19 protein-coding genes are annotated in these 21,805 nt (G+C 62.9%); 7 read left to right on the forward strand and 12 right to left on the reverse strand.

Annotation, left to right across the window (positions count from 1 at the left end; all coding sequences use genetic code 11):
• Window positions 1-7: 7 nt before the first annotated feature.
• From L5876_RS09845 to L5876_RS09875, 7 genes are all read right to left on the reverse strand, one after another.
• A complete protein-coding gene (locus L5876_RS09845) occupies window positions 8-1,204 on the reverse strand; it encodes an NnrS family protein (RefSeq protein ID WP_236956161.1) in 1,197 nt (398 codons plus the stop codon).
• Window positions 1,205-1,224: 20 nt separating this feature from the next.
• Window positions 1,225-3,420 (reverse strand): adenosylcobalamin-dependent ribonucleoside-diphosphate reductase, encoded by a 2,196-nt coding sequence (locus L5876_RS09850; RefSeq protein WP_236956163.1) that lies wholly within the window; start codon window positions 3,418-3,420, stop codon window positions 1,225-1,227.
• Window positions 3,421-3,557: 137 nt separating this feature from the next.
• A complete protein-coding gene (locus tag L5876_RS09855) occupies window positions 3,558-4,742 on the reverse strand; it encodes a molybdopterin molybdotransferase MoeA (protein WP_236956164.1) in 1,185 nt (394 codons plus the stop codon).
• On the reverse strand, window positions 4,739-5,227 hold the full coding sequence (moaC, locus tag L5876_RS09860) for a cyclic pyranopterin monophosphate synthase MoaC (protein WP_236956165.1): 489 nt from the start codon (window positions 5,225-5,227) through the stop codon (window positions 4,739-4,741). The genes L5876_RS09855 and moaC overlap by 4 nt, the downstream gene beginning before the upstream one ends.
• Window positions 5,224-5,769 (reverse strand): molybdenum cofactor biosynthesis protein B, encoded by a 546-nt coding sequence (gene moaB / locus L5876_RS09865; RefSeq protein WP_236956166.1) that lies wholly within the window; start codon window positions 5,767-5,769, stop codon window positions 5,224-5,226. The genes moaC and moaB overlap by 4 nt, the downstream gene beginning before the upstream one ends.
• Entirely contained in the window at window positions 5,747-6,241 is a 495-nt protein-coding gene (locus tag L5876_RS09870; RefSeq protein ID WP_236956167.1) for a molybdenum cofactor biosynthesis protein MoaE, read from the reverse strand. Before L5876_RS09870 ends, moaB begins: the two co-directional genes overlap by 23 nt.
• Window positions 6,242-6,246: 5 nt before the next feature.
• The gene (locus L5876_RS09875; RefSeq protein WP_236956168.1) at window positions 6,247-6,480 is read right to left on the reverse strand and encodes a MoaD/ThiS family protein; all 234 of its coding nucleotides are present in this window, start codon (window positions 6,478-6,480) and stop codon (window positions 6,247-6,249) included.
• A 197-nt stretch (window positions 6,481-6,677) separates the two neighbouring features.
• On the opposite strand from L5876_RS09875, the gene L5876_RS09880 reads away from it, so the two are divergent.
• The 7 genes from L5876_RS09880 to L5876_RS09910 all read left to right on the forward strand — a co-directional run bounded on the left by L5876_RS09880 (window position 6,678) and on the right by L5876_RS09910 (window position 12,532).
• Window positions 6,678-7,442 carry a sulfite exporter TauE/SafE family protein gene (locus L5876_RS09880; protein ID WP_236956169.1) on the forward strand — a complete coding sequence of 255 codons (765 nt, stop codon included), beginning with the start codon at window positions 6,678-6,680 and terminating at the stop codon, window positions 7,440-7,442.
• Between the two features lie 35 nt (window positions 7,443-7,477).
• Complete coding sequence (locus L5876_RS09885; protein ID WP_236956171.1) at window positions 7,478-9,241, forward strand: pyridoxal-dependent decarboxylase; 1,764 nt, start codon at window positions 7,478-7,480, stop codon at window positions 9,239-9,241.
• Window positions 9,242-9,393: 152 nt separating this feature from the next.
• Window positions 9,394-9,864: a hemerythrin domain-containing protein gene (locus L5876_RS09890; protein WP_236956173.1), complete on the forward strand. Its 471-nt coding sequence runs from the start codon at window positions 9,394-9,396 to the stop codon at window positions 9,862-9,864.
• A 92-nt stretch (window positions 9,865-9,956) separates the two neighbouring features.
• On the forward strand, window positions 9,957-10,361 hold the full coding sequence (locus tag L5876_RS09895) for an SCP2 domain-containing protein (protein ID WP_236956294.1): 405 nt from the start codon (window positions 9,957-9,959) through the stop codon (window positions 10,359-10,361).
• Entirely contained in the window at window positions 10,354-11,337 is a 984-nt protein-coding gene (locus tag L5876_RS09900; protein WP_236956174.1) for a peptidase U32 family protein, read from the forward strand. Before L5876_RS09895 ends, L5876_RS09900 begins: the two co-directional genes overlap by 8 nt.
• Window positions 11,328-12,236 carry a U32 family peptidase gene (locus L5876_RS09905; RefSeq protein WP_236956175.1) on the forward strand — a complete coding sequence of 303 codons (909 nt, stop codon included), beginning with the start codon at window positions 11,328-11,330 and terminating at the stop codon, window positions 12,234-12,236. The genes L5876_RS09900 and L5876_RS09905 overlap by 10 nt, the downstream gene beginning before the upstream one ends.
• Window positions 12,221-12,532, forward strand: coding sequence for a chorismate mutase (locus L5876_RS09910; RefSeq protein ID WP_236956176.1), 312 nt, complete (start codon window positions 12,221-12,223; stop codon window positions 12,530-12,532). The genes L5876_RS09905 and L5876_RS09910 overlap by 16 nt, the downstream gene beginning before the upstream one ends.
• 88 nt (window positions 12,533-12,620) lie before the next feature.
• Here the strand turns inward: L5876_RS09910 and L5876_RS09915 are convergent, their stop codons facing one another.
• From L5876_RS09915 to L5876_RS09935, 5 genes are all read right to left on the reverse strand, one after another.
• On the reverse strand, window positions 12,621-15,068 hold the full coding sequence (locus tag L5876_RS09915) for a heavy metal translocating P-type ATPase (RefSeq protein WP_236956177.1): 2,448 nt from the start codon (window positions 15,066-15,068) through the stop codon (window positions 12,621-12,623).
• Window positions 15,069-15,144: 76 nt separating this feature from the next.
• Window positions 15,145-15,549, reverse strand: a complete 405-nt coding sequence (cueR, locus tag L5876_RS09920) for a Cu(I)-responsive transcriptional regulator (protein ID WP_236956178.1) — start codon at window positions 15,547-15,549, stop codon at window positions 15,145-15,147.
• The gene (locus L5876_RS09925) at window positions 15,546-18,695 is read right to left on the reverse strand and encodes an efflux RND transporter permease subunit (RefSeq protein ID WP_236956179.1); all 3,150 of its coding nucleotides are present in this window, start codon (window positions 18,693-18,695) and stop codon (window positions 15,546-15,548) included. The genes cueR and L5876_RS09925 overlap by 4 nt, the downstream gene beginning before the upstream one ends.
• Window positions 18,692-20,224, reverse strand: coding sequence for an efflux RND transporter periplasmic adaptor subunit (locus L5876_RS09930; RefSeq protein WP_236956180.1), 1,533 nt, complete (start codon window positions 20,222-20,224; stop codon window positions 18,692-18,694). Before L5876_RS09930 ends, L5876_RS09925 begins: the two co-directional genes overlap by 4 nt.
• Entirely contained in the window at window positions 20,221-21,453 is a 1,233-nt protein-coding gene (locus L5876_RS09935; protein WP_236956182.1) for a TolC family protein, read from the reverse strand. The genes L5876_RS09930 and L5876_RS09935 overlap by 4 nt, the downstream gene beginning before the upstream one ends.
• Window positions 21,454-21,805: the final 352 nt, after the last annotated feature.

Consider the following 21,805-nt stretch of genomic DNA (forward strand, 5'->3'; position numbering starts at 1 on the left):
GGAAGAGTCAAAGGGACCGGCTGGAGCGCGGCAAAATCAGCCTTGGGCCATAGACCACTGCAAACGTTACAAAGGCAGCCGACCAGGCCGCGCCCGCAACGATGTTGGTTTGCGTCTGGATCGCCGCCTCCTGGAACGCTGCCGCCACACGCATCAATGCGCCCAGATTTACGAGCACATAGATGAGGACGGTCGCCCAACCGGCGTGCAGTCCCAGACCGGTGTGTCCCAAAGTCGCCCGCGTCATGACAGCCAGAGTCATCACCCCGATCGCGCCTGCGCCGACCGCGTGAACTCCTGCAACGCGCGGGATGACTTCAGGAAACAGCCCGCTGAAACCCAGTAGCAGGAGCGCCACCGCCGCCCATGCGTATCCTGCATGCAGGATGGTTACAAGCGGTTCGGCAAGTGTGCGCTGTACCTGCCACCGCGCCAGACGCGCCAGATTCAAAAGTCCCGCTGCGACGAGCAGCACAGAGGCGACAGGCGTTCCGTCGGTCACTGCCCAACCCGCCAGTGCGGCCAGTGAAACAATCAACACCGCGCTGTCATAGCGTCCTGCGGGCGCGGGCATCGCTCCGCCTCGCTTGCCGAGCCAGTTGCGGGTGAAGCTTGGCGTGATGCGCCCGCCGATCAGCAGGATCAGGAACAGAAGCGCCGCAAGCCCAGTCCGGATCGCAATTTGCGGCATTCCGCCCGACATGACGCTCGTCCAGTGAAAGGCCATGTTGGCGATCGCGAGCGCGCTGACTGCGGCCGCGACTTTCACGTTGCGGGTGTTCTTTCCGGCGATGACTTCGCGCCAGATCAGACCCGCAAAAGAAACGAGGAATGCGCTCTCGATCGCGCCCGGCAGCCACACTGGTCCTGGCTGGAACAGCATGACCGCGCGGCCCGCGATCCAAAGCGCGACCAGCGCAACGAGCGGTCCGCCGCAGACCGGAAGCCGCCCGGTCCAGTTTGGCACAGCGGTCAGCAGAAAGCCTGCGACAATTGCCCCGCCATATCCGAACGTCATCTCATGCACATGGAAGTCGAGCCCCGCCTCCACCGGCAGAGCGTCCGGCCCTAGCGCATAAGTGACGATCCAGAGCGGCACGGCGATCGCCGACCAGATCGCCCCCAAGAGGAAGAAGGGCCGCAGGCCCAGGCTGAACAGGGCCGGTCCCTTATAGGCGCGTATCCGTTCAGCGCTGGTCGCCATTCTTTTTTCCTTTCACGGTCTCAGCCGCACTTCGAGTGACCACAGTCGAGGCAGGTGTCACAGCCTTCCTTGCGGATCAGCGATTTCTGACCGCACTTCGGGCAGCAGGACGCATCGGACGCGCTCGCATTTGCCGGTTCGATACCGCCCGCTTCGTCAAGGTGCTCAGCCACAATCCGGCCAATCGCCGCCGGAAGAGACGGGACATACCGTCCATCCATAAACGCCCCGCCCTGGGGGTCGAACACTGCTTGCAGTTCCTCGGCAACAAAGCGCACATCGCCGCCGCGCCGGAACACGGCCGAAACCATACGTGTCAACGCAAGGGTCCAAGGATAGTGATCCATGTTCTTGGAATTGACGAACATTTCGAAAGGTCGAGGCCCCTGTCCGTCATCTGCATCGTTGATGGTCACGTAGACGGCATGGGCGCTGGGAGGCCATTTCAGCTTGTAGGTCACCCCTTCGAGCCGGCGCGCGCGCGGTGTCAGAGGCGCGTGCTGTGCGTCCGACGTCACAGGCGCGTCTTTAACCGAAAGCACCGATCCCGTGATCGCATTCGGTCGATAAGTCGTCAGCCCCTTGCAGCCGAGCAGGTAGCCTTGGAGGTAGACATCCTTGAATGTTTCGAAATTGATATCGGCCGGACAATTCACCGTCTTCGAGATGGAGCTGTCGATAAATCTCTGGGCGCACGCTTGCATCCGCAGATGATCCTCCGGCGCCAGGGTTTGCGCGCTGACAAACACGTGGTCGGGCGGAGGCGTTTCGCCGTAGAGATTGTGCCAGACCCGGAGCGCGTAGTCGGTAACGGGTTCCTCGACGCTTGAGCCATCGGCCTGGCGCACCTTCCGGGCGTATGAGAAGGCAAAAACGGGTTCGACTCCGGAGGACACGTTGTCGGCAAGGAGCGACGTCGTTCCGGTCGGCGCGATCGATGTCAGGCACCCATTGCGCAAGCCATGTTCCGCAATCAGCGCCCGGGTCTCATCATCGAGGGTCACAAGATTCGGCCGATCCAGAACGGCCTGATCGTAGAGCGGATACGTTCCCTTTTCCGCAGCAAGTCTTGCCGATGTGCGATAGGCCGCTCGCTTGATCGAGCCCATCCACCGCTCGGTCAGTGCAACCGCCTCGTCCGAGCCATAGGCGGCGCCGCAAAAGATCAACGCGTCGGCAAGCCCCGTGATTCCAAGACCGATCCGGCGTTTGGAACGGGCCTCCTTCTCCTGAGCGTTGAGCGGAAATCGGGAAATGTCGATCACATTGTCGAGGAACCGAATGGCGGTTTCCGTCAGTGCTTCGAGTTCTCCCTCGTCTATGCTGGCACCCGGTTCGAAGGGCGAGCCGACAAGCCGCGCGAGATTGACCGAGCCCAAAAGGCAAGCACCGTAAGGTGGAAGCATCTGCTCGCCGCAGGGATTCGACGCAGAGATCCTCTCGATATCGGCCAGATTGTTGAGCGCGTTCACCCGGTCGACGAAGATTACGCCCGGCTCGGCCGCGTCATAGGTCGCCTGCATGAGGCGGTTCCACAGGTCCGAGGCAGGTAGCGTGCGATAGGTCTGGCCATTGAAAGAGAGCGCCCAATCGTCATTGCGTTCCAGCGCCGCCATGAACGCGTCGGTGACCAGCACCGAAAGATTGAAGTTCCTGAACCGTTGCCCATCGCGCTTGGCGTCAATGAAGGCCTCGATATCAGGATGATCGATACGCAAGCACCCCATCATGGCTCCCCGCCGCTGACCGGCGGACATGATGGTCCTGCACATGGCATCCCATGTATCCATGAATGACAACGGTCCTGACGCCTGCGCGCCCACGCCCTTCACTGGCGCACCCGAAGGCCGGATCGTCGAAAAATCCATTCCGACCCCGCCTCCCTGCTGCATCGTTATGGCGGCTTCGCGCAAATGCTCGAAGATTTCGGGAAGGCTGTCGGGTATGGCACCCATGACAAAGCAGTTGAACAAGGTCACATTCCGCTGCGTCCCGGCACCGGCGAGAATCCGACCCGCAGGAATGAAGCGGAAATCCGTCAGCGCCTCGCGGAACCGAGCCCGCCAAAACTTGCGGTTCGCGGGCTTTTCAGCCTTGGCAACCGCGTCCGCAACGCGGTCGAGCGTGGCCGCAAGGTCGGCATCCTCGCCCGTGTCGGATCGGAAGCGGTATTTCTTGTCCCAGATTTCTTCCGCGAGTGTCGTATCGAGGGGCATCGGTTTCGTTCCTGTTTCTCAATGCAAAGGAACGGTCAGGATTTGTGATTCGGTGCGGCGTCTTGAAGGATGCGCGCCGACTGCGACTGCGCTGAATCCTGCGGTCTCCGCGTTTGACTGAGATCAATCGACCAGGGTCAGAATGGCAGGAATGACACCGCTGTTCCCGCTGGCAATGCGGGAGTTCCGGGCAAGAGGCGGATCAGCGCGTCACACGTCGCAAGTTCCAACTGTCCACTGGAATCCTGTGAGACCGCCAAACGGAGACTGCCGTCAATCCTGCGCGCACGCAGGAATGTTTCCCGGTCACCGCAGTCCGGTAGAGGGTCGCTGCAGATCATCGTCTCGAAGACGACCGCTTCCCCCGGATCTCGCCCACTCAATCCCTGCAGCAAAGGAACAAGGAAAAGTCGCGCCGTCACCAGTGCGGACGTCGGATTTCCGGGCAGACCAAGAACAAGTCGCCGACCGACGCGGGCGAGCCAGACCGGCTTGCCGGGCTTTATCGCAACCTTGGGAAAGACATAGTCCAGGTCTTGCTCGAAGACCGAGCGCGAATGGTCGCGGTCTCCCACCGACGCTCCGCCGATCATGATCAGAAGGTCCGCATCTGCAAGCGCTTGGGCCGCAGCGATCCGGAGCCGGGCCGGCTGATCGGGCAAACGCTCGCAGCGGACCACGATCCCACCCTGCTGCGTAGTCAGCGCGGCAATTCCATAGGAAACACTCTCCGGGATCGCGCCCGGACGCGTTCCGGCCACTCCCGGGTCGGCGAGTTCGTCGCCCGTGGCGATGATCGCGACCCGTGGCCGGAGAAACACACTGACCTCCCCGCGATCGCCTGCCGCTGCCGTTGTCAGCGATTTCCAGTCCAGCAACCGGCCAGCCGGCATCAGAAGTTCACCGGCGCGAAAATCGGAACCCGCCTTGCGAATATGGCGGCCCGGACCATACGAACGATGGAAGGTGACCACATTGCCGTCACGCTGGGCGCTCTCCTGGACGATGACCCGGTCCGCTCCCTCCGGCAAAGGGGCGCCCGTGAAAATTCTCATGGCAGCCCTGGCAGGCAGAACCTGTCCGGGAGGAGAACCCGCAACCGACTCGCCTGCAATTGGCAGGCTGAACGGCAGGGCGCAGAGATCAGCATCGCGGACGGCATAACCATCCATGGCCGATACGTCGGTTCGCGGCATGGCAAACCGCGCCGACACGGCTTTGGCAAGCACCCGGCCCGATGCCTCGGGGAAAGGGATGGTTTCAACACCCAGCGGCTGGCCAATTGCGACGACGCTGGCGAGCGCCTCGTCGAAAGAGATCATGACGCCGTCGTCCCTGCCGCCCAGTCACCCGATTTTCCGCCATTCTTTTTCTCGAGCCGAATGGCTTCGACCACCATTTCCCTGTCGACGGCTTTCAGCATGTCATAGAGCGTTAGCGCCGCGACGCTCACCGCCGTCAGCGCTTCCATCTCGACGCCCGTCTGGCCCGTCACCCGAACATCGGCTTCGATCCGGAACCCCGGCAGGGCGTCATCGATTTCCACGGTAACCGCCACCTTGCTCAGGGCAAGCGGATGACAAAGCGGGACAAGTTCATGCGTGCGCTTGGCCGCCATGATACCAGCGATTTCGGCCACTGTGACGACAGCGCCCTTGGGGGCCCGCCCATCTCGGACCATCGCGAGGGTCGACGGCTTGCAACGTACGTGTCCGCTCGCGACAGCACGGCGGCTGCTTGCGGGCTTTTCAGTCACGTCCACCATATGGGCACGACCCTGACCATCAAGATGGGTCAGTCGAGTCATGGGCACAGACCTCGATAGCGCTCGATCTGACCCACCAGCGAACAGGGCCGGAACCGGCTGTCGAGCTCGAATGCGAACACGTGTTCCCAGGCATCCCGGCAGGCGCCGGTCGATCCTGGGACACAAAATACGAAGGTTTCTCCTGCTTGTCCGGCAAAGGCGCGGGATTGCAAGGTAGAAACGCCCACAGTGCCGAGACTCACCTGGTGGAAGACGATCGAGAAGCCGTCCATCTCGCGTGCAAATAGCGGCTTGATCGCTTCCGGAGTTACATCCCGCGGAGAAAACCCCGTTCCGCCCGTCGTCAGCACGACATCAATTCCGGGGTCGGCTATCCAGCGCGAAACGGTTTCGCGGATGGCGGCGACCTCGTCCTTGACGATGGCGCGTTCGACAAGTTCATGCCCCGCCGTCGCCGCGCGCTCCGCAAGCAGTGCGCCGGAAGTGTCCGTCTCCACGGTGCGGGTGTCGGAAACGGTAAGGACTGCGATGTTCAGCGGATAGAACCGCAAAGCCTCGTCAATGCCCGGCGGTTTCTTCATACCAGCGCTCCCGATCTTTTTTGTCTGCAGAAGTGGGCTCGATCCAGCGCTCGCCGAATCCTCCCTGTTCGCGTTTCCAGAACACGGCATCGGTCTTGAGCCGGTCCATGAGATAGTCCGCGCATTCGAAGGCCGCTCTGCGGTGGGCGCTGGCAACCGCAACGAACACGATCATGTCGCCTGGCAGAAGTCGTCCGGAGCGATGCGCGACCGAGATGCCCTGCACGTCGAACCGTGCGGCACCGTCATGGGCGATACGCTCGATGGACGGCGCCGTCATCTCCGGATGATGGTCGAGAATCAGAGCCTCGATACTCTCGCCTTCCTTGCTGGACGGCCGGACCATCCCGTCGAAAGTTACCATGGCACCGCAATCCGGAACGGCGTGCCGCAACGCATTGACCCGCCTGACCCTATCGATGAGTCCCAGGGAAAGTTCTGCATCAATCCAGACTGTCGTGTTCGGCTTCATCAACGTCACCCGCCGGAGAGCGGGCTGAGGAAGTCAACTCTATCGCCTTCGCGGACGTGATGGTCTTCAGTCACAATCACGTTGTTCACAGCGGCGCGGTAAATGGGATCGAGTATGTCCTCGTATCCGGATCTCCTCGCCAATTCGCGACGCAATTCGGCAATGGAGAGCCCGGCGCTGACCGCAGGCACGTCGATGTCGTTCCCGTAGGTCGTGGATATCCGCCCGTAGAAGCCCAACCTCATCGAAAACTCCCATGCCTTCGCCCGCCCGAATGTTCCGATCTGGGTAGCCCAAGAGCACGGAACACGGCATGACATTCGTCATCTAAAGTCCAAGTGTTTTTGGCGAGCGTGCCAGACGAAAGTCTTAGGCGACCGGTCGTTGTTTCCCTATCACGAACGAAAATCCCTACTCCCGGCACGGGAACTGAAGCGTGACGCTCTTACTGGTCGCCGCATTTTTCGCCACAGCCCTGTTGTACGCCAGCGTCGGTTTTGGTGGCGGATCAACATATAGCGCCCTGCTGATCATCAGCGGGGTCGATTACCGCATTCTGCCGGCCATTGCTCTTGTATGTAATGTCATCGTCGTAACCGGAGGCGTTGTTCGGTTCCGGGCTGCCGGTGAATTGCCGATCCGTCAGCTTCTTCCGTATCTCGTGACTTCGGTCCCGGCCGCCTGGATCGGCGGAAGACTGCCCATCAGCGAAACGCTGTTCGTCGGATTGCTTGGCGGAGCTCTGTTGGTCAGCGGTATCCATCTTGCTCTCCAGAAAGAGCAATCCGGGTCGCGGTCAATGTCACGCATCGCGATTCCCGCTCCGGTGGGTATGGCCATTGGCGGTGCGATCGGCTTGCTGTCGGGACTTGTCGGAATTGGAGGCGGCATCTTTCTGGCCCCGATCCTCTATGCCCTAGGTTGGGGCACTCCGCGCCAGATCGCCGGGGCGAGCAGTCTCTTCATTCTGGCAAATTCGATTGCTGGGCTCGCAGGTCAGATTTCCAAGCTGCAGGATCTGGAGATCCTTGCGATGGCAGTTCCCTACTGGCCCCTACCCCTTGCCGTGCTGTTTGGCGGTCAGATCGGTTCATGGTTTGCCAGCCGCCGCCTCAGTCCGTCCATCATTCGTCGTCTGACGGCTGCGTTAATCCTGTACGTCGCCATTCGCCTTCTTCTGCGATGGCTCGAAAGCTTCTGAATCGCCCACTGTCGACCAAAAAAGGAAAGAGCGAAATGCCGCGCAAGGAAGACACCGGACCCAAGGCCTATTTCCCGGGCCCGCGATCCGAGAACGAGTCCTGGGTACGCTCCGAGTTCCAGGCGATCGTCGATGACTGGTTCGATTGGCGGCGCGGCACCCGTCCTGGCGACCCCGCCGCGATCGGCGCGGAGGAGCGGCTGACCCCGGGTTTTCTGGTCGAGCGCGAACGGACCGCACAGGCCCTGGCCGAACTGATGGCTCTGTTGCGCCGGGAAACCCCGACCTATTCGCCGCGCTATGCCGGCCACATGGTGTCCGAACTGTCGCTGCCGGCGCTGTTCGGGCATTTCACCGCGCTGCTGCACAATCCGAACAACACGTCCCGGGAAGTCTCGAAGGTCGGCACGGTGATCGAGGCCGAGGCGATCGCGATGCTGGCGGAGATGATCGGCTTCGATCCGGCCGCCGCGCGCGGGCATTTCACATCCGGCGGGACGATCGCCAATTTCGAGGGGGTCTGGCGCGCCCGCTACCGGCTCGATCACTGGCTGGCACTGGCGTTGTGGATCGCCGAGAAGACCGGCGAAACGCTCGATCTGTTCGCGGCGGCGCACATGGGCTGGGCGCGCTTTTCGGAGTTGGTCTCCACTCACAATCCTCCGGCTGCCGAACTGCGCCGCGCCAGCGCGGTGGCGGGCAATCCCGCCGACATCTTTCGCCGCATCGGCGCCGCCAGCGGCCAGGAGTATTCCGGCCCGGTCGTGCTGGTGCCGGGCAACAAGCATTTCTCCTGGCAGAAGGCGGCCAATGTCTTCGGACTCGGCGAGGAAGCCTTCTGGAGTGTCGGCCTCGATGCGGAGGGCCGCCTCGATGTCCCGGACCTGGAGCGCCGGCTGGTCGAGGCCGCGGCGGCGGGCCGTCCGGTCCTTGCCGTCGTCTCGGTGGCCGGTACGACGGAGACCGGGGAAGTCGATCCCGTGGACACGGTCTGCGATCTCCTCGAACGCCTGCAGGCCGAACGCGGCTGGCGCATCTGGCACCATGTCGATGCCGCCTATGGCGGCTTTCTCTGCACCATCCCCGGCGGCCCGTACGAATCCGTTCTATCGACCCGGGTCCGCGAGGCATTGAGGGCGGTCGGCCGGGCGGATTCGGTGACGATCGATCCGCACAAGCTGGGCTACACGCCCTATGCCTGCGGTGCCTTTCTCGCGCGCGATGCAGACCGCTATGCCGTCTCCGTATTCGATGCGCCCTATCTCGAACGCCCGCATCTGGCCCGGGACCTCTGGTCAGCGACGCTGGAGGGCTCGCGCCCGGCCTCGGGCGCAGCGGCGATGTGGCTGACCGGGCGCACGATCGGTTTTCGCCCCGATCGCTTTGGCGCGATCCTCGCCGGCACGGTGCGGGCGCGGCAGACTTTCCAGGAGGCGGTGCGCACCGCCCTCCCCGAAATTCGCTTCCTCGAGCCCGCCGACAGCAATATCGCCTGCTTCTCGCTCGCCGCTGACGGGGAAGCCCTGTCCTCGGCCAACCGGCATACCGCGTCGCTGTATGACGCGGTGCGTGAAGCCGGGGAGTTCGAGCTGTCGATGACGACGCTGCGCCGCCCGGGCCAGTCGGCCCAGATCGCGGCGCATGCAGCCCGCCACGGCCTTGAAGACGACGACGACCGGCTGGTGCTGATGCGCGGCGTCTTCATGAACCCCTACTGGTCGAGCGCTTCGGTGAGCGAGCGCCTCGTCCCGGAATTCGTGAACGCCCTGCGGCGGGGCATCGAAGCCGTCGGGACCTGATTCGGAAGAATAAGAACCGCGGTTCGCACGACGAAGCCGTGCCTGGCGAATCCGTTCGCTTCAAAATTGCGTTCAATTGCGCTGGAACAAATGAGGGCTGAAAGATTCTGCCAGACTTGACGCGGGAACAATATCGAACAACGAGGCGGAGAATGCTTCAAACCCCGCACCAGTCTCTGGCAAGACTGACAGAGTTCATTGAAACGCGCTTCCACATTCGGCACCGCGAACAATTACCCGGCATTATCGAGCTTTGCCGCAAGGTAGAACAGGTTCACGCCGGTCACCCGGACATGCCTGTCGATCTGGCGGATGTGCTGCAGCGCATGCGAGGCGAGCTCGAGATGCACATGAAGAAGGAAGAGCTGATGCTCTTTCCGATGATAAGATTCGGAAATGGCGGCGACTTCGGTCACCCCATCGCGGTGATGCGTTCAGATCATGACGACCATTCAGGTGATATTTCAATAATAGAGTCAAAGACGTGCGGCTTCCAGCCCCCGATTGACGCGTGTCGGACATGGCGCACCCTGTACCGGGAGCTAAATACCTTCGTCGACGACCTCAAGACGCATATCTGGTTGGAGAACGATGTTCTCTTCCCCGCATTTCAGTCGGCATGAGGCCAGTGTTGCCACTATTCCCCGACGCTTTGGTCAGACCCGCCTTGCTCGCGCCTGCCAGTTTCGCTCTAACCCGGAGCCTGCGCCGAGTGATGCGCAGCAATCCCGATCTGGTTGAGCGTTTGAAAGATTTTGAAGGCGCTCGGATCATGATCGCCCCAAGGTCGTGGCCGTTGGTCTTTCTGATCACCCTCCGCATCAGATGCGGAAGCATAGAAGTGCTTTCCGCTGAAACTGCGGCTTCGGCAGACGTGCGGGTTGAGGCTCCGATTTCGGTTCTCTGGACAATCTTCGAAGGACTCGAAGACGGCGACACGGCGTTTTTTTCGTCCGACCTGACGATTGAGGGGGAGGTCGCGTCGTTGCTAGCGCTGCGAAATGCGATCGACGCCGCCGGTCTGAACTGGACAGCCCTGGTCCCCGTACCGGTGCCGCGGACGTTCGCAAGGCTCATCGACCGACTTCGAGCCGAACCACGGCAAGCGCGCCATGCTTGAACTGGTCAGTCCGGCTGGTACGCCAGCCAGTCTCAAGGCAGCTGTCCAGGCAGGTGCAGACACCGTCTATTGCGGCCTTCGGGACGAAACGAATGCACGCAATTTTCCGGGTCTGAATTTCTCTGCGACCGAACTCGCTGAGGGAGTTGATTTCGCGCACCGACACGGTTCCAGAGTGCTACTGGCAATCAACACCTTCGCACGGGCAGGAGCTGGAATCGCATGGCGGAGCGCCGTCGATATTGCCGCACAATACGGAGCGGACGCGATTGTCGTGGCAGACATTGCGGTTCTTGACTATGCAGCCCAGACATATCCGGAAATGAGGCTACACCTGTCAGTGCAGGCAGCCGCGGGAACACCCGAAGCGATAGAATTCTACGCGTCCAGATTTGGCGTCAGGCGCGTTGTGTTGCCCCGAACGCTGTCGATTCCCGAAATCCGCACACTGAAGAACGAAGTCGCCGTCGAGATCGAAGTCTTTGCCTTCGGCGGCCTATGCGTGATGATCGAAGGAAAGTGCGACCTTTCGTCATTCGTAACAGGTCGCTCTCCAAACTTGTCAGGTGTCTGTTCACCAGCCGAATGCGTGACCTATTCTAAAGACGGTAATGAACGTTCGGCCCGCCTTTCAGGGTTGACGATCCAACGTGAGCAGACAGGAAAGCCGGTCGGCTACCCAACCATTTGCAAGGGCAAATTCCGCGACGGCAACAGTGTCGGTCACGTCTTCGAGGACCCGGTCAGCCTCAACACGGTCGAATTGCTTCCCGACCTGATCGATGCCGGTGTGACGGCGCTCAAGATCGAAGGGCGACAACGCGGCAAGGCATACGTCGAACAAGTCACTCGAGAGTTTCGGACCGCAATCGATGCAGTGACGTCGGGAACCGGCACTTGTGATCATGCTGGACTGAAGAGCCTCGCAGAGGGTCACCGGAGCACAACGGGAGCATTCCGCAAATCATGGCGATAGAGGCCTCGAAAATCGAACTCTCGCTCGGACCGGTTTACTTCAACTGGTCACCACAGAAGTTGGAAGATTTCTATGACCGCATCGCGAATGAGGCGCCAATCGCGCGGGTCCATATCGGCGAGATCGTATGCGGAAAGCGTTCACCCCTCAACGCCGGCGCGCTGGCCCGATCGGCAGAGCGGCTGAGGCAAGCCGGAAAGACGGTAGTCTGGTCCGGCCTGATCGCTCCGGTGAACAAGCGCGAGCGCGGAATGATCCGGGATCTCATCGCAACGGGGGACGAAATCGAAGTCAATGAGATGGGCGGGATGATCCATCTGAAAGGTCAGCCCTTCACAGCCGGGCCGTTCTTGAATCTGTATAATGAGAATGCACTCGCGCTGATGGCCCGTCTTGGGTGCACGCGTTGGTGCGCGCGCGTCGAACTACCCCTGAATTCCATTCGGACAATGGCGCGCGCGTTACCTACGCTGGGAACTGAACTGTTTGGCTTCGGCAGACTTCCGCTCGCCCACTCGGGGCGTTGTTACCATGCACGCCAGCACGGTTTGACCAAAGACTCATGCCAATATGTCTGCGATCGGGATCCTGATGGCGCGTCCATAGAAACTCTCGATGGGGAGCCGCTGCTTGCCTACAATGGAGTGCAGACGCTTTCTCACTCCCTTCAGGTCTGCTCAATGAATGCAAAAGCGCTTTCCGAAGCGGGGGTCTGTGCACTCCGCCTTTCGCCTCACGATATTGATATGGTTGCTGTCGCCGAGGCGTTCCGCGACCATCTCGATGGCAAGCTGGACAGCGAGGCCTTTGTATCACGGTTGGTGGGATACCTGCCGGGGTGGCCGATCAGCAATGGCTATCTTTCAGGTCGCGCGGGGCGTGAATGGGTCGCGATCTGAATTCCGACACGATAGCGGATCTGCGACATGCGATCGATATCGTGGACACCAAGTTATTCGAATTACTGGAGCACCGGTTTGACTTGGCGACACGGATCGCACCGCTGAAAACTGACCCGCAAGCCATCGAGGATGTGGACAGAAATCGCGAAATTTTCGACAGAATTGCAGCCTTGGCTGCGCGAACCGGGATCGACAGCGTTGATGCAGTCGAAATCTGGCGGGCAATCCTTCGCGCTTCGCTCTCATGCCAGCGCAACTTTCTGGCCCGGTCGCAATCCGGCTCGAATGAATAGTGCCGTCACCCAAGGCAACCTCACCCGGACACTGGGCTTGTCGACTCTTGGCGAGAACTCTTCCGTTCCATAACTCATGGAATGGCTTCTAGACCTCCCTGCGCTTGGCAGAGCCGAGTTTCACCCCACGCAGCCGCAGCGCGTTGAGCACCACAGACACCGAGGACGCGCTCATCGCGAGGGCGGCGAACATCGGGCTGATGAGAATGCCGAAAACCGGGAAGAGGATGCCGGCCGCGACCGGCACACCCGCCGCGTTGTAGATCAGCGCAAAGAACAGGTTCTGGCGGATGTTCCGCATGGTTGCGCGCGCCAGCCTGCGGGCGCGGACGATGCCGTCGAGATTGCCTTGCACCAGCGTGATTCCCGCACTTTCGATGGCGACATCGGCGCCGGTGCCCATGGCAATGCCGACATCGGCCTGCGCCAGAGCCGGCGCGTCATTCACGCCATCGCCCGCCATGGCCACCTTGTGGCCTTCGGCCTGCAGTTCGCGGACAATGCGAGCCTTGTCGGCCGGCAGCACGTCGGCGCGGATCTCGTCGATGCCGAGCTGCGCGGCGACCGCTTTTGCGGTGCGTTCATTGTCGCCCGTTGCCATGATGATGCGGAAGCCGAGCGCGTGCAGCGCCTTGAGCGCGGCGGGCGTGGTTTCCTTCACCGGATCGGCGACGCTAACGAGGCCGGCGGGTTTTCCGTCGATGGCCACGAACATCACCGTCTCGCCATTGTCGCGACGGACATTCGCCCTTTCGCCGAGCGCCGATATTGCGACACCCAGAGCCTCCATCATCGCCCGGTTGCCCAGCGCCACGAACCGTCCCTTCACCTGACCGGTCACGCCCTTGCCGGTCACGGCCTCGAATTCGGTGGCCGGGGCGAGTGCCACACCCCTGTCTTCGGCGCCGCGTACGATCGCCTCGGCCAAGGGGTGCTCCGATCCGCGCTCAAGAGCGGCAGCGAGAGCCAACACTGTCTCTTCTTCAAAACCGTTCGCGGGTTCGACCGCTACAAGGCGGGGCTTGCCTTCGGTCAGCGTACCGGTCTTGTCGACGATCAGAGTGTCGATCTTCTCGAAACGCTCAAGCGCTTCGGCATTCTTGATCAGCACGCCGGCCTGTGCGCCGCGTCCGGTCGCGGTCATGATCGACATCGGCGTCGCCAAACCGAGCGCGCACGGACAGGCAATGATCAGCACGCTGACCGCGGAGATGAGCGCGTAGGACAGGGCGGGGTCCGGGCCCCATATCGCCCAGACGACGAAGGCGATGACCGCGACGGCGATGACCGCCGGCACGAAAAGGCCGGAGACGCGGTCGGCGTATTTCTGGATCGGGGCGCGGCTGCGCTGGGCCTGCGCGACCATCTCGACGATCCGCGAGAGGACGGTGTCAGCCCCGACGCGCTGCGCCTCGATGACGAGGCTGCCCGTGCCGTTGATCGTGGCGCCGGTGACGCGCTCGCCTTGCGTCTTCTCGACCGGCACGGGTTCGCCCGTGACCATGCTTTCGTCGATCGAGGACCGGCCTTCCACGACCACGCCATCGACCGGCACCTTATCGCCCGGCCGCACACGGAGGCGGTCGCCGACCTCGACGTCTTCCAACGGCACTTCCTCCTCCCGCCCGTCCGGGTGGATGAGGCGTGCCCGCTTGGGGGCGAGGTCGAGCAGCGCACGGATCGCCTTGCCGGTGCCTTCGCGGGCCCGAAGCTCCATCACCTGACCCAGAAGAACCAGCGTCACGATGACGGCGGCGGCCTCGAAATAGACGCCGACCTCGCCGCCATGCCCACGGAAGCCCTCGGGGAAGATGCCGGGGAAGAGAACCGCCACGACGCTGAACGACCAGGCCGCCATCACGCCCATGGCGATGAGGCTGAACATGTTGAGGTTGAGGGTTCGGAAGGAGTGCCAGCCGCGTTCCAGGAAGGGCCATCCGCTCCACAGAACGACAGGGGTCGCAAGCAGCAGTTCGAGCCAGGCCGCGCTCCGGTACTCGATCGCCTCGCGTACGCCGAGGCCGAACATCGGCCCCATGGCGAGAACAAGGACAGGCAGGCTGAGCGCCGCGCCGACCCAGAAGCGCCGTGTGAAGTCGGCGAGCTCGGGGTTCGGTCCTTCATCGCCCGGCACACCGGATTCGAGCTCGAGCGCCATGCCGCAGATCGGACAGGCGCCAGGGCCGGGCTGGCGGACCTCGGGGTGCATCGGGCAGGTGTAGACGGGACCGGCATGGCCGCCCGGCACGACGTCGTACTTTCCGCCCGCCGGGGCGGGCTTGGCCGCGCCGTGACCGCCACAGCATGCGCCCGGCGCCTTGTCTCCGGCGGGCTTGCTCAGATAGCGCTGCGGATCGGCCGCGAATTTGGCGCGGCACGAGGCCGAACAGAAATGATACGCCGATCCGCCGTGCTCGACCGACGGCGTGTCCGGTCCAGTCGTGACGGTCATGCCGCAGACCGGATCGGTAACGGGATGGGATTTTGCGCCCGTTTGACAAGCAGAATGATCGTGATGGTGATTGTGATCGCTCATTTATCTGGCCTCGTTCGGCGCGGAAACCCCCGCTCGAGTCCATGTCTGAGGCTTCCAGTTACTGGAAGGTCAAGCGCTATTCTTCAGCCCCCGTCCCGGCACCCGACAGGGTTTCGATAATCGGGCAGTCCGGGCGATCATCGCCATGACAGGACTGCACCAGTTCACTCAACGTCCGGCGCATGTCGCGCAGTTCGGCCAGCTTGCGGTCGATCTCGACGATATGCTGGCGCGCCAGCGCGCGTACCTCGCTGCTGGCGCGCTCGCGGTCGTCCCACAGGCCGAGCAGCAGCCGGCAGTCGTCGAGTGAGAAGCCGAGCGAGCGCGCCCGGCCGACGAATTGCAGGCGCCGGACATCGCGCTCCGCGAACACCCTATAGCCATTGTCCGACCGCTGCGGCGACACCAGGCCGATGTCCTCGTAGTAGCGGATCGTCTTGGCCGGCAGGCCGGTGAGCGAGGCGACCTTGTTCACATTCACGGCGCGGTCCTGTCACTGGGTTCTGACCTTGCAAGATCCCAATTCCGCCAGAGCAGATAGGCAGCCGGAAGGACGAGCAAGGTTAAAAGCGTCGCGCTCGTCATGCCGCCGATCATCGGCGCCGCGATCCGCCGCATGACTTCTGAGCCCGTGCCGTCACCGAACATGATCGGCAACAGGCCGGCGATCACCACGGAAACCGTCATAATAACCGGACGGACGCGCAACAAAGCACCCTCAATAACCGCCGCACGCAAGTCTTCGCGCGTGAACTCACGTCCCTCCTCCGCGCAAAGCCGCTTCCGGCGGGTAAGCGCCTGCTCGAGATAGACGAGCATGATGACGCCGATTTCGACCGCGACGCCCGCAAGAGCGATGAATCCAACGCCGACCGCCACCGAGAGGCGATAGCCGAGGAGGTCGAGGAACCACAGTCCGCCGGTGAGTGCGAGCGGTAGCGTACCCAGGATAAGCATGACCGGCATGAGCCGTCGGAAATTGAGGAATAGCAGCAGGACGATTAAAACCAGCGTCAGCGGCACGATCATTGTCAACCGGGCCTGGGCTCTTTCCATGAATTCGTATTGGCCGGACCAGCGCAACGAGTAGCCCGGTGGAAGGTCCAGATCCCGTTCGATCGCCGCGCGGGCGTCGTCGACATAGCTGCCGATGTCGACGCCCGCGATGTCGATGTAGACCCAGCCATTGAGGCGCGCGTTCTCGCTGCGGATCACGCCGGGTCCGTCGGATACGGCGATGTCGGCGAGCCGGTCGAGCGGTATTTCCGCCCCGGTCGGCGTGATCACCGGCAGGTCCCGCAATTCCTGCAATGAACCCCGATAGTCCGCCGGATAGCGCAGGTTCACCGGATAGCGCTCCCGCCCTTCCAGCGTGTGGGTGACGGTCATGCCGCCGATCGCGCTCCTCACGATCTCGTGGACATCGTCGATATTCATGCCGAAACGGGCGGCCTCCGCGCGATTCACATCGATGTCCACGAACCGGCCGCCCATGACGCGCTCGGCATAGACCGAAGCGGTACCGGGCACGCCCTCGATGATGTCCTCGATCCGGGTGCCGATCTCGGCAATCACGTCGAGATCCGGGCCCGCGATCTTGATGCCCACAGGAGTCTTGATTCCGGTGGCAAGCATGTCGATCCGGTTCCGGATCGGCATAATCCAGACATTGGTCAGGCTCGGAACGTCGACCAGCGCGTCCAGTTCATTGCGGATGTCCTCCATGGTGACGCCGGGACGCCACTCGTCACGCGGCCGCAACTGGATCGTGGTCTCAATCATGGTCAGCGGGGCGGGGTCCGTGGCCGTGTCGGCGCGGCCAGCCTTGCCATAGACGGTCAGCACTTCGGGCACCGTCATGATCAGCCGATTGGTCTGCTGCAGGACTTCCGCCGCTTCGCTGGCCGAGATGCCGGGATAGGCGCTCGGCATATAGAGCAGGTCACCCTCGTCGAGGTCCGGCATGAACTCGCTGCCAATCCGCAACAGGGGAATGGCCATGCTGGCGATCAGCACGAGCGACACCAGCAGGACCGCCGCGGGGTGACGAAGCGCGACGCCAATGAAGGGGCGGTATGCGGCAATCAGTATCCGGTTCACGGGATTGGCGTGCTCGGGCGTGATCCGTCCCCGGATCAGGAAGCCCATCAGGACCGGGACCAGCGTCACGGACAGTCCCGCCGCGGCGGCCATCGCGTAGGTCTTGGTGAAGGCCAGCGGATGGAACAGCCTGCCTTCCTGGGCCTCTAGCGCGAAGATCGGCACGAAGCTGAAGGTGATGATCAGAAGCGAGAAGAACAGCGCCGGCCCGACTTCGGACGTGGCCTCGGCCACGATCCGCCACCGGTTCTCCCGGGTCAGCGGGGTTCTTTCCACATGCTTGTGGAAGTTCTCGATCATGACGATCGCCGCATCGACCATAGCGCCGATGGCGATCGCGATGCCGCCGAGCGACATGATGTTCGCGTTGATCCCCTGAATGTGCATCACGATGAAGGCCACGAGAATGCCGAGCGGCAGGCTGAACACCACCACGAGCGACGATCGCAGGTGGAAGAGGAAAACGGCGCAGACCAGCGCGACGATCAGGAATTCCTCGACCAGTTTCTCGCGCAGAGTCTCGACGGCGCGCTCGATCAGCCCAGCTCGATTGTAGGTCACGACGATCTCGACGCCCTCGGGAAGTGAAGCCTCGAGTTCGTTCAGCCGCGTCTCGACACGCTCGATCGTGGCCAGCGCGTTTTCGCCATAGCGCATGATCACGACGCCGCCGACGGCTTCGCCTTCACCGTTGAGTTCGCCAATGCCGCGCCGCAATTCCGGTCCGGTACGGATTTCGGCCACGTCGGACAACAATATAGGCACGCCTTCATCCGTCACGCGGAGCGGGATGTTCCGCAGGTCGTCCTCACCGGCGAGATAGCCGGACGCGCGGACCATGTATTCCGCCTCGGCCATTTCCAGCACGCGTCCACCGCTCTCGCGGTTGCCGTGCTCGATGGCGCGGCGCACGTCGGCGAGCGGAATACCGAACGCCCGCAACCGGTCCGGGTCCGCAACCACCTGGTATTGACGCACCATGCCGCCGATCGTGGCCACCTCGGATACGCCCTCGATCGTCTGGAGCTCGAACCGGAGAAACCAATCCTGGATCGTACGCAGCTGGGCGAGGTCATGCTGGCCAGTGCGGTCGACCAGGGCGTATTGGTAGATCCAGCCGACCCCGGTGGCGTCGGGCCCGATCGCCGCCACGGCCTCCTCCGGGAGGGTGGGTGCGACCTGGCTGAGATACTCGAGAACCCGGGACCGCGCCCAATAGAGATCGGTACCGTCCTCGAAGATCACGTAGACATAGCTGTCGTTGAAGAAAGAATAGCCCCGCACGGTTACCGCTCCGGGGACGGACAGCATCGCTGTCGAGAGCGGATAGGTGACCTGGTCCTCGACCACCTGGGGGGTCTGACCGGGATAGGTCGTCTTGATGATGACCTGCACGTCTGACAGGTCTGGGATCGCATCGAGCGGCGTGCGCTGGAGCGACCAAAGACCCGCCGCAGCAAGCAGCGCGGACATCAGGAGGATGACGAGCCGATTGCGAATCGACCAGCGAATGGTGGCGGCAATCATTGCTCGCCCTCCTCGGTCCCGGTCGTTTCGCCGGCGGGCTCGATTGCCGATATGAGCCAGTCCTCGCCTGAGCGGGTCAGCATGAATTCGACGCGGTCCCCTTCGGCGATTCCATCGAGCGGCACCTCTCCGGTCGTCGTGAATGACATGCGCATCGCCGGCCAGGCCAGCGCCGCGATAGGCTCATGATTGACGGTGATCATGCCGTGTCCGGGCATGACGTTCTCGACGCGTCCGACACCCATCACCATCGCGGGGGACGCTGATGGCGCATCGGTTCGGTCCTCGTTCGATGCCGGCTCCATGTCGATCGGTCCGGGCGGCATCATGCGCAGCATCGCGCCGCGGAGATTCGCTTCGGAATCCAGCAGGAATTGCCCAGAGACAACGATCATTTCGCCTTCCTCGAGTCCGGACAGGATTTCCACCCGGCCCTGGGCCTCGCGTCCCGTTTCGACGGCGGCGGGAAAGAAGCGGTCGTCATCGGTCACCACAATGACGCGCTCGGACTCCGGGGTCACGATTACGGCTTCGCGCGGTACGGTCAGGACGCCCGCGCGCGGCTGGACCGCGATCTCCGCTTCGACGAACCCACCCGGCCGCAAGTCGCCTCGCGGATTGGCGAGTCGGGTCCGGACCCGGACGGTGCGAGTCTGCGGATCGACGGTGGGATAGACGTACTCGACCTCACCTTCCCTTGCGCGCTTGCCCTGGCCGGTCGCACGGATGGTCACACGCTGTCCTGATTCCACGATGTCCGCTTGTCGTTCGAAGACGTTGAGCTGCACCCAGACCTCGGACAGGTCGGCGATGGTCATGACCGGATCGCCAGGACGCACGAACTGGCCCTCACGGACGCTAATGTCCGTCACAACACCAGAGCGCGGCGACAGGATCGCAAGGCGGTTTCCGGCCTGTCCGCGAGCCGCGAGGGCATCGATCTGACCGGGCGACATGCCGAGCGCATCAAGGCGCGACCGGGATGCGGAAGCCAATGCCGAACGACCCGTGCGGACCGCCTGGAGGTACTCGCCCTGCGCCGTCGCGATCTGCGGCGAGTAGAAATGAAAGAGCACATCGCCCGCTTCGACCCGGTCGCCTGCCGCGGCGACGGGCAGCGACTCGATCCAGCCTTCGGCCCGCACGCTGACCGAGGACGCAAGATCGTCCACGGCGGTGACATATCCCACCGCACGGACGGTTTCGCGGAAATCGGTTCGCTGCACCCTTGCGGTCCGGACGCCGATATTGTTGGCCGCCGCCGGATCGATGCGTAACCCGGCTTCGGTCGCCGCCTCGTCCTCGGCATAGACCGGGACGAGTTCCATCCCCATCGGCGACAGTCCAGGTTCGTCGCGCCGGTAAGTCGGGTCCATGGGAGCGACCCAGTAGAGGATTTCCGGATCGGAGGACGCAGTGCCTCCGGAGGACTCGCTGCTTGGTGTCCGCAGCATGCCGAACGCGATTATCGCTCCGGTCAGCACGATACCGACGGCGATCATTGCCCAATGGCTGTAAGACAGTTTCATTGCACATCTCCCGCGAGAAACAGGATCCGCGCTGTGGCTGCGTTCCGGTCGGTCTCAAGCCGCTGCAACGCGAGCTCGGCATCAAGGAGGGCCAGTTCGGCCCGAACGAGCTCCGGGAAGTCCGCCACATCGTTCTGGTAGGCCACCAGCACCGCCTCGCGGGTGTCGCGGGCCGCAGGAAGAACAGCATCGCGCTGGTGCGTTTCCTGTTCGGTGAGGCGATCCAGCCGCGAGACCTCGATCACGAGCGAGCGGCGCATGTCCAGAAGCAAGGCCTGGCGCGCCAATTCACCGGCGGCGACCTCGTCGTGGGCCGCCGCAACGCCCTCGTCCTGCCGCCGCCTTTCGAAAAGGGGCATTTCGACGCTGACGCCGATCGAGGCGACATCAGATCGTCCTCCCCTCAGACCATACCCGGCTTCGACTGCCCACGCCGGCCGGTATTCCTGCAGCGCCAGGTCGACACGAACTTCGCGCTGGCGGATCGCCGCATCGGCGATCGCCACAGCGGGATGGCGAGTTAGCCCGGATTCCAGCCGGTCGACCTCGGCGATGTGAGGCAGGCGTGGCGACTGCGGCGCGATCGGGCGCCGTGCTGCGCCCGGTCCGACATAGCGTTCGAGTTCGGCGAGTGCGGTTTCGCGATGACGCGCAATTTCGTGCAACCGGTTCTCCAGCACCAGCGATTCGAGTTCGGAACGGATAACGTCATGGCCGTTCTGCTGCCCAGCCGAATAGGCGGACAGGGCCACTCCGGTCAGTTCGGCAACGGTATCGATCCTCAGTCTCGTCAGGTGTTCGGCCCGGTCCCAATAGTGACTCTCAAGCCAGGCCAGCCGCACGTCCCTGACAATCTCGCGTTCGGCAAGGTCCTGCCGGGCCTCGTCCGCCGCGGCCTGGGCGAGCGCTTCCTGACTCGAGAGTCGCAGCGTATCCCCGCGCGGGAACATTTGCCGGACAGACAGCCGCAGCTGCGTCATCGGCTCGCCGTCAGGGTCGAGCGTGGCGAGCGGCAGACCGGTGATCGCGGCGCCCAGGGTCGGATCGGGAAACACGGTGGCCGCTGCGCCGCGGTGGCGCTGCGATTCGGCCATCGCGCCGAACTGCGCAGACGACGGATCGTCCTGGCTTTGAGCGATATGGACCGCCTCGGCCAGACCGAGTGGATCGGTGGCCGGAGGCGTCAGGCTGGCGCCGAGAACGGCCGCCAGCAGGAATGAAAATGGCATTTGGGTCTCTCCTCGGAGTCTGAATCAGGAATGCCGGCGCGGGACCGGAAGACCTTTCAGATCCGGGGAGGACGTTTTGGAATTGTCAGAGAGATTGAAAATGGCCGCGTGTGAACTGGTCGGTCAGGCGCCGCGCTGTCGCTCCGGTTCCAAGTGAGGAATGTCACGGCAGGAAGGGAAAAACCCGGTGCCACCGGTGCGGTGATGCAGTCTGCCATCTGACAAGTGTCGCAACACGCGTCAGCCTCGTCGCACAAAGCAGTCGGGTCAGTATTCGCGGACTCCATCTCGCCGCGCATTTCATCGTGACAGGGATCGGGTTCAACGGCACGCGCAATCGATGCCGCGCGAG

The sequence above is a fragment of the Hyphobacterium sp. SN044 genome, from assembly GCF_021864465.1.
In the GTDB taxonomy this organism is placed as follows: domain Bacteria; phylum Pseudomonadota; class Alphaproteobacteria; order Caulobacterales; family Maricaulaceae; genus Hyphobacterium.

Coding starts and splice junctions, on each gene's coding strand:
- L5876_RS09845 (WP_236956161.1), bottom strand. CDS start 1,204: ATGGCGACCAGCGCTGAACGGATACGCGCCTATAAGGGACCGGCCCTG.
- L5876_RS09850 (WP_236956163.1), bottom strand. CDS start 3,420: ATGCCCCTCGATACGACACTCGCGGAAGAAATCTGGGACAAGAAATAC.
- L5876_RS09855 (WP_236956164.1), bottom strand. CDS start 4,742: ATGATCTCTTTCGACGAGGCGCTCGCCAGCGTCGTCGCAATTGGCCAG.
- moaC (WP_236956165.1), bottom strand. CDS start 5,227: ATGACTCGACTGACCCATCTTGATGGTCAGGGTCGTGCCCATATGGTG.
- moaB (WP_236956166.1), bottom strand. CDS start 5,769: ATGAAGAAACCGCCGGGCATTGACGAGGCTTTGCGGTTCTATCCGCTG.
- L5876_RS09870 (WP_236956167.1), bottom strand. CDS start 6,241: ATGAAGCCGAACACGACAGTCTGGATTGATGCAGAACTTTCCCTGGGA.
- L5876_RS09885 (WP_236956171.1), top strand. CDS start 7,478: ATGCCGCGCAAGGAAGACACCGGACCCAAGGCCTATTTCCCGGGCCCG.
- L5876_RS09890 (WP_236956173.1), top strand. CDS start 9,394: ATGCTTCAAACCCCGCACCAGTCTCTGGCAAGACTGACAGAGTTCATT.
- L5876_RS09895 (WP_236956294.1), top strand. CDS start 9,957: ATGCGCAGCAATCCCGATCTGGTTGAGCGTTTGAAAGATTTTGAAGGC.
- L5876_RS09900 (WP_236956174.1), top strand. CDS start 10,354: ATGCTTGAACTGGTCAGTCCGGCTGGTACGCCAGCCAGTCTCAAGGCA.
- L5876_RS09905 (WP_236956175.1), top strand. CDS start 11,328: ATGGCGATAGAGGCCTCGAAAATCGAACTCTCGCTCGGACCGGTTTAC.
- L5876_RS09910 (WP_236956176.1), top strand. CDS start 12,221: ATGGGTCGCGATCTGAATTCCGACACGATAGCGGATCTGCGACATGCG.
- L5876_RS09915 (WP_236956177.1), bottom strand. CDS start 15,068: ATGAGCGATCACAATCACCATCACGATCATTCTGCTTGTCAAACGGGC.
- L5876_RS09925 (WP_236956179.1), bottom strand. CDS start 18,695: ATGATTGCCGCCACCATTCGCTGGTCGATTCGCAATCGGCTCGTCATC.
- L5876_RS09930 (WP_236956180.1), bottom strand. CDS start 20,224: ATGAAACTGTCTTACAGCCATTGGGCAATGATCGCCGTCGGTATCGTG.
- L5876_RS09935 (WP_236956182.1), bottom strand. CDS start 21,453: ATGCCATTTTCATTCCTGCTGGCGGCCGTTCTCGGCGCCAGCCTGACG.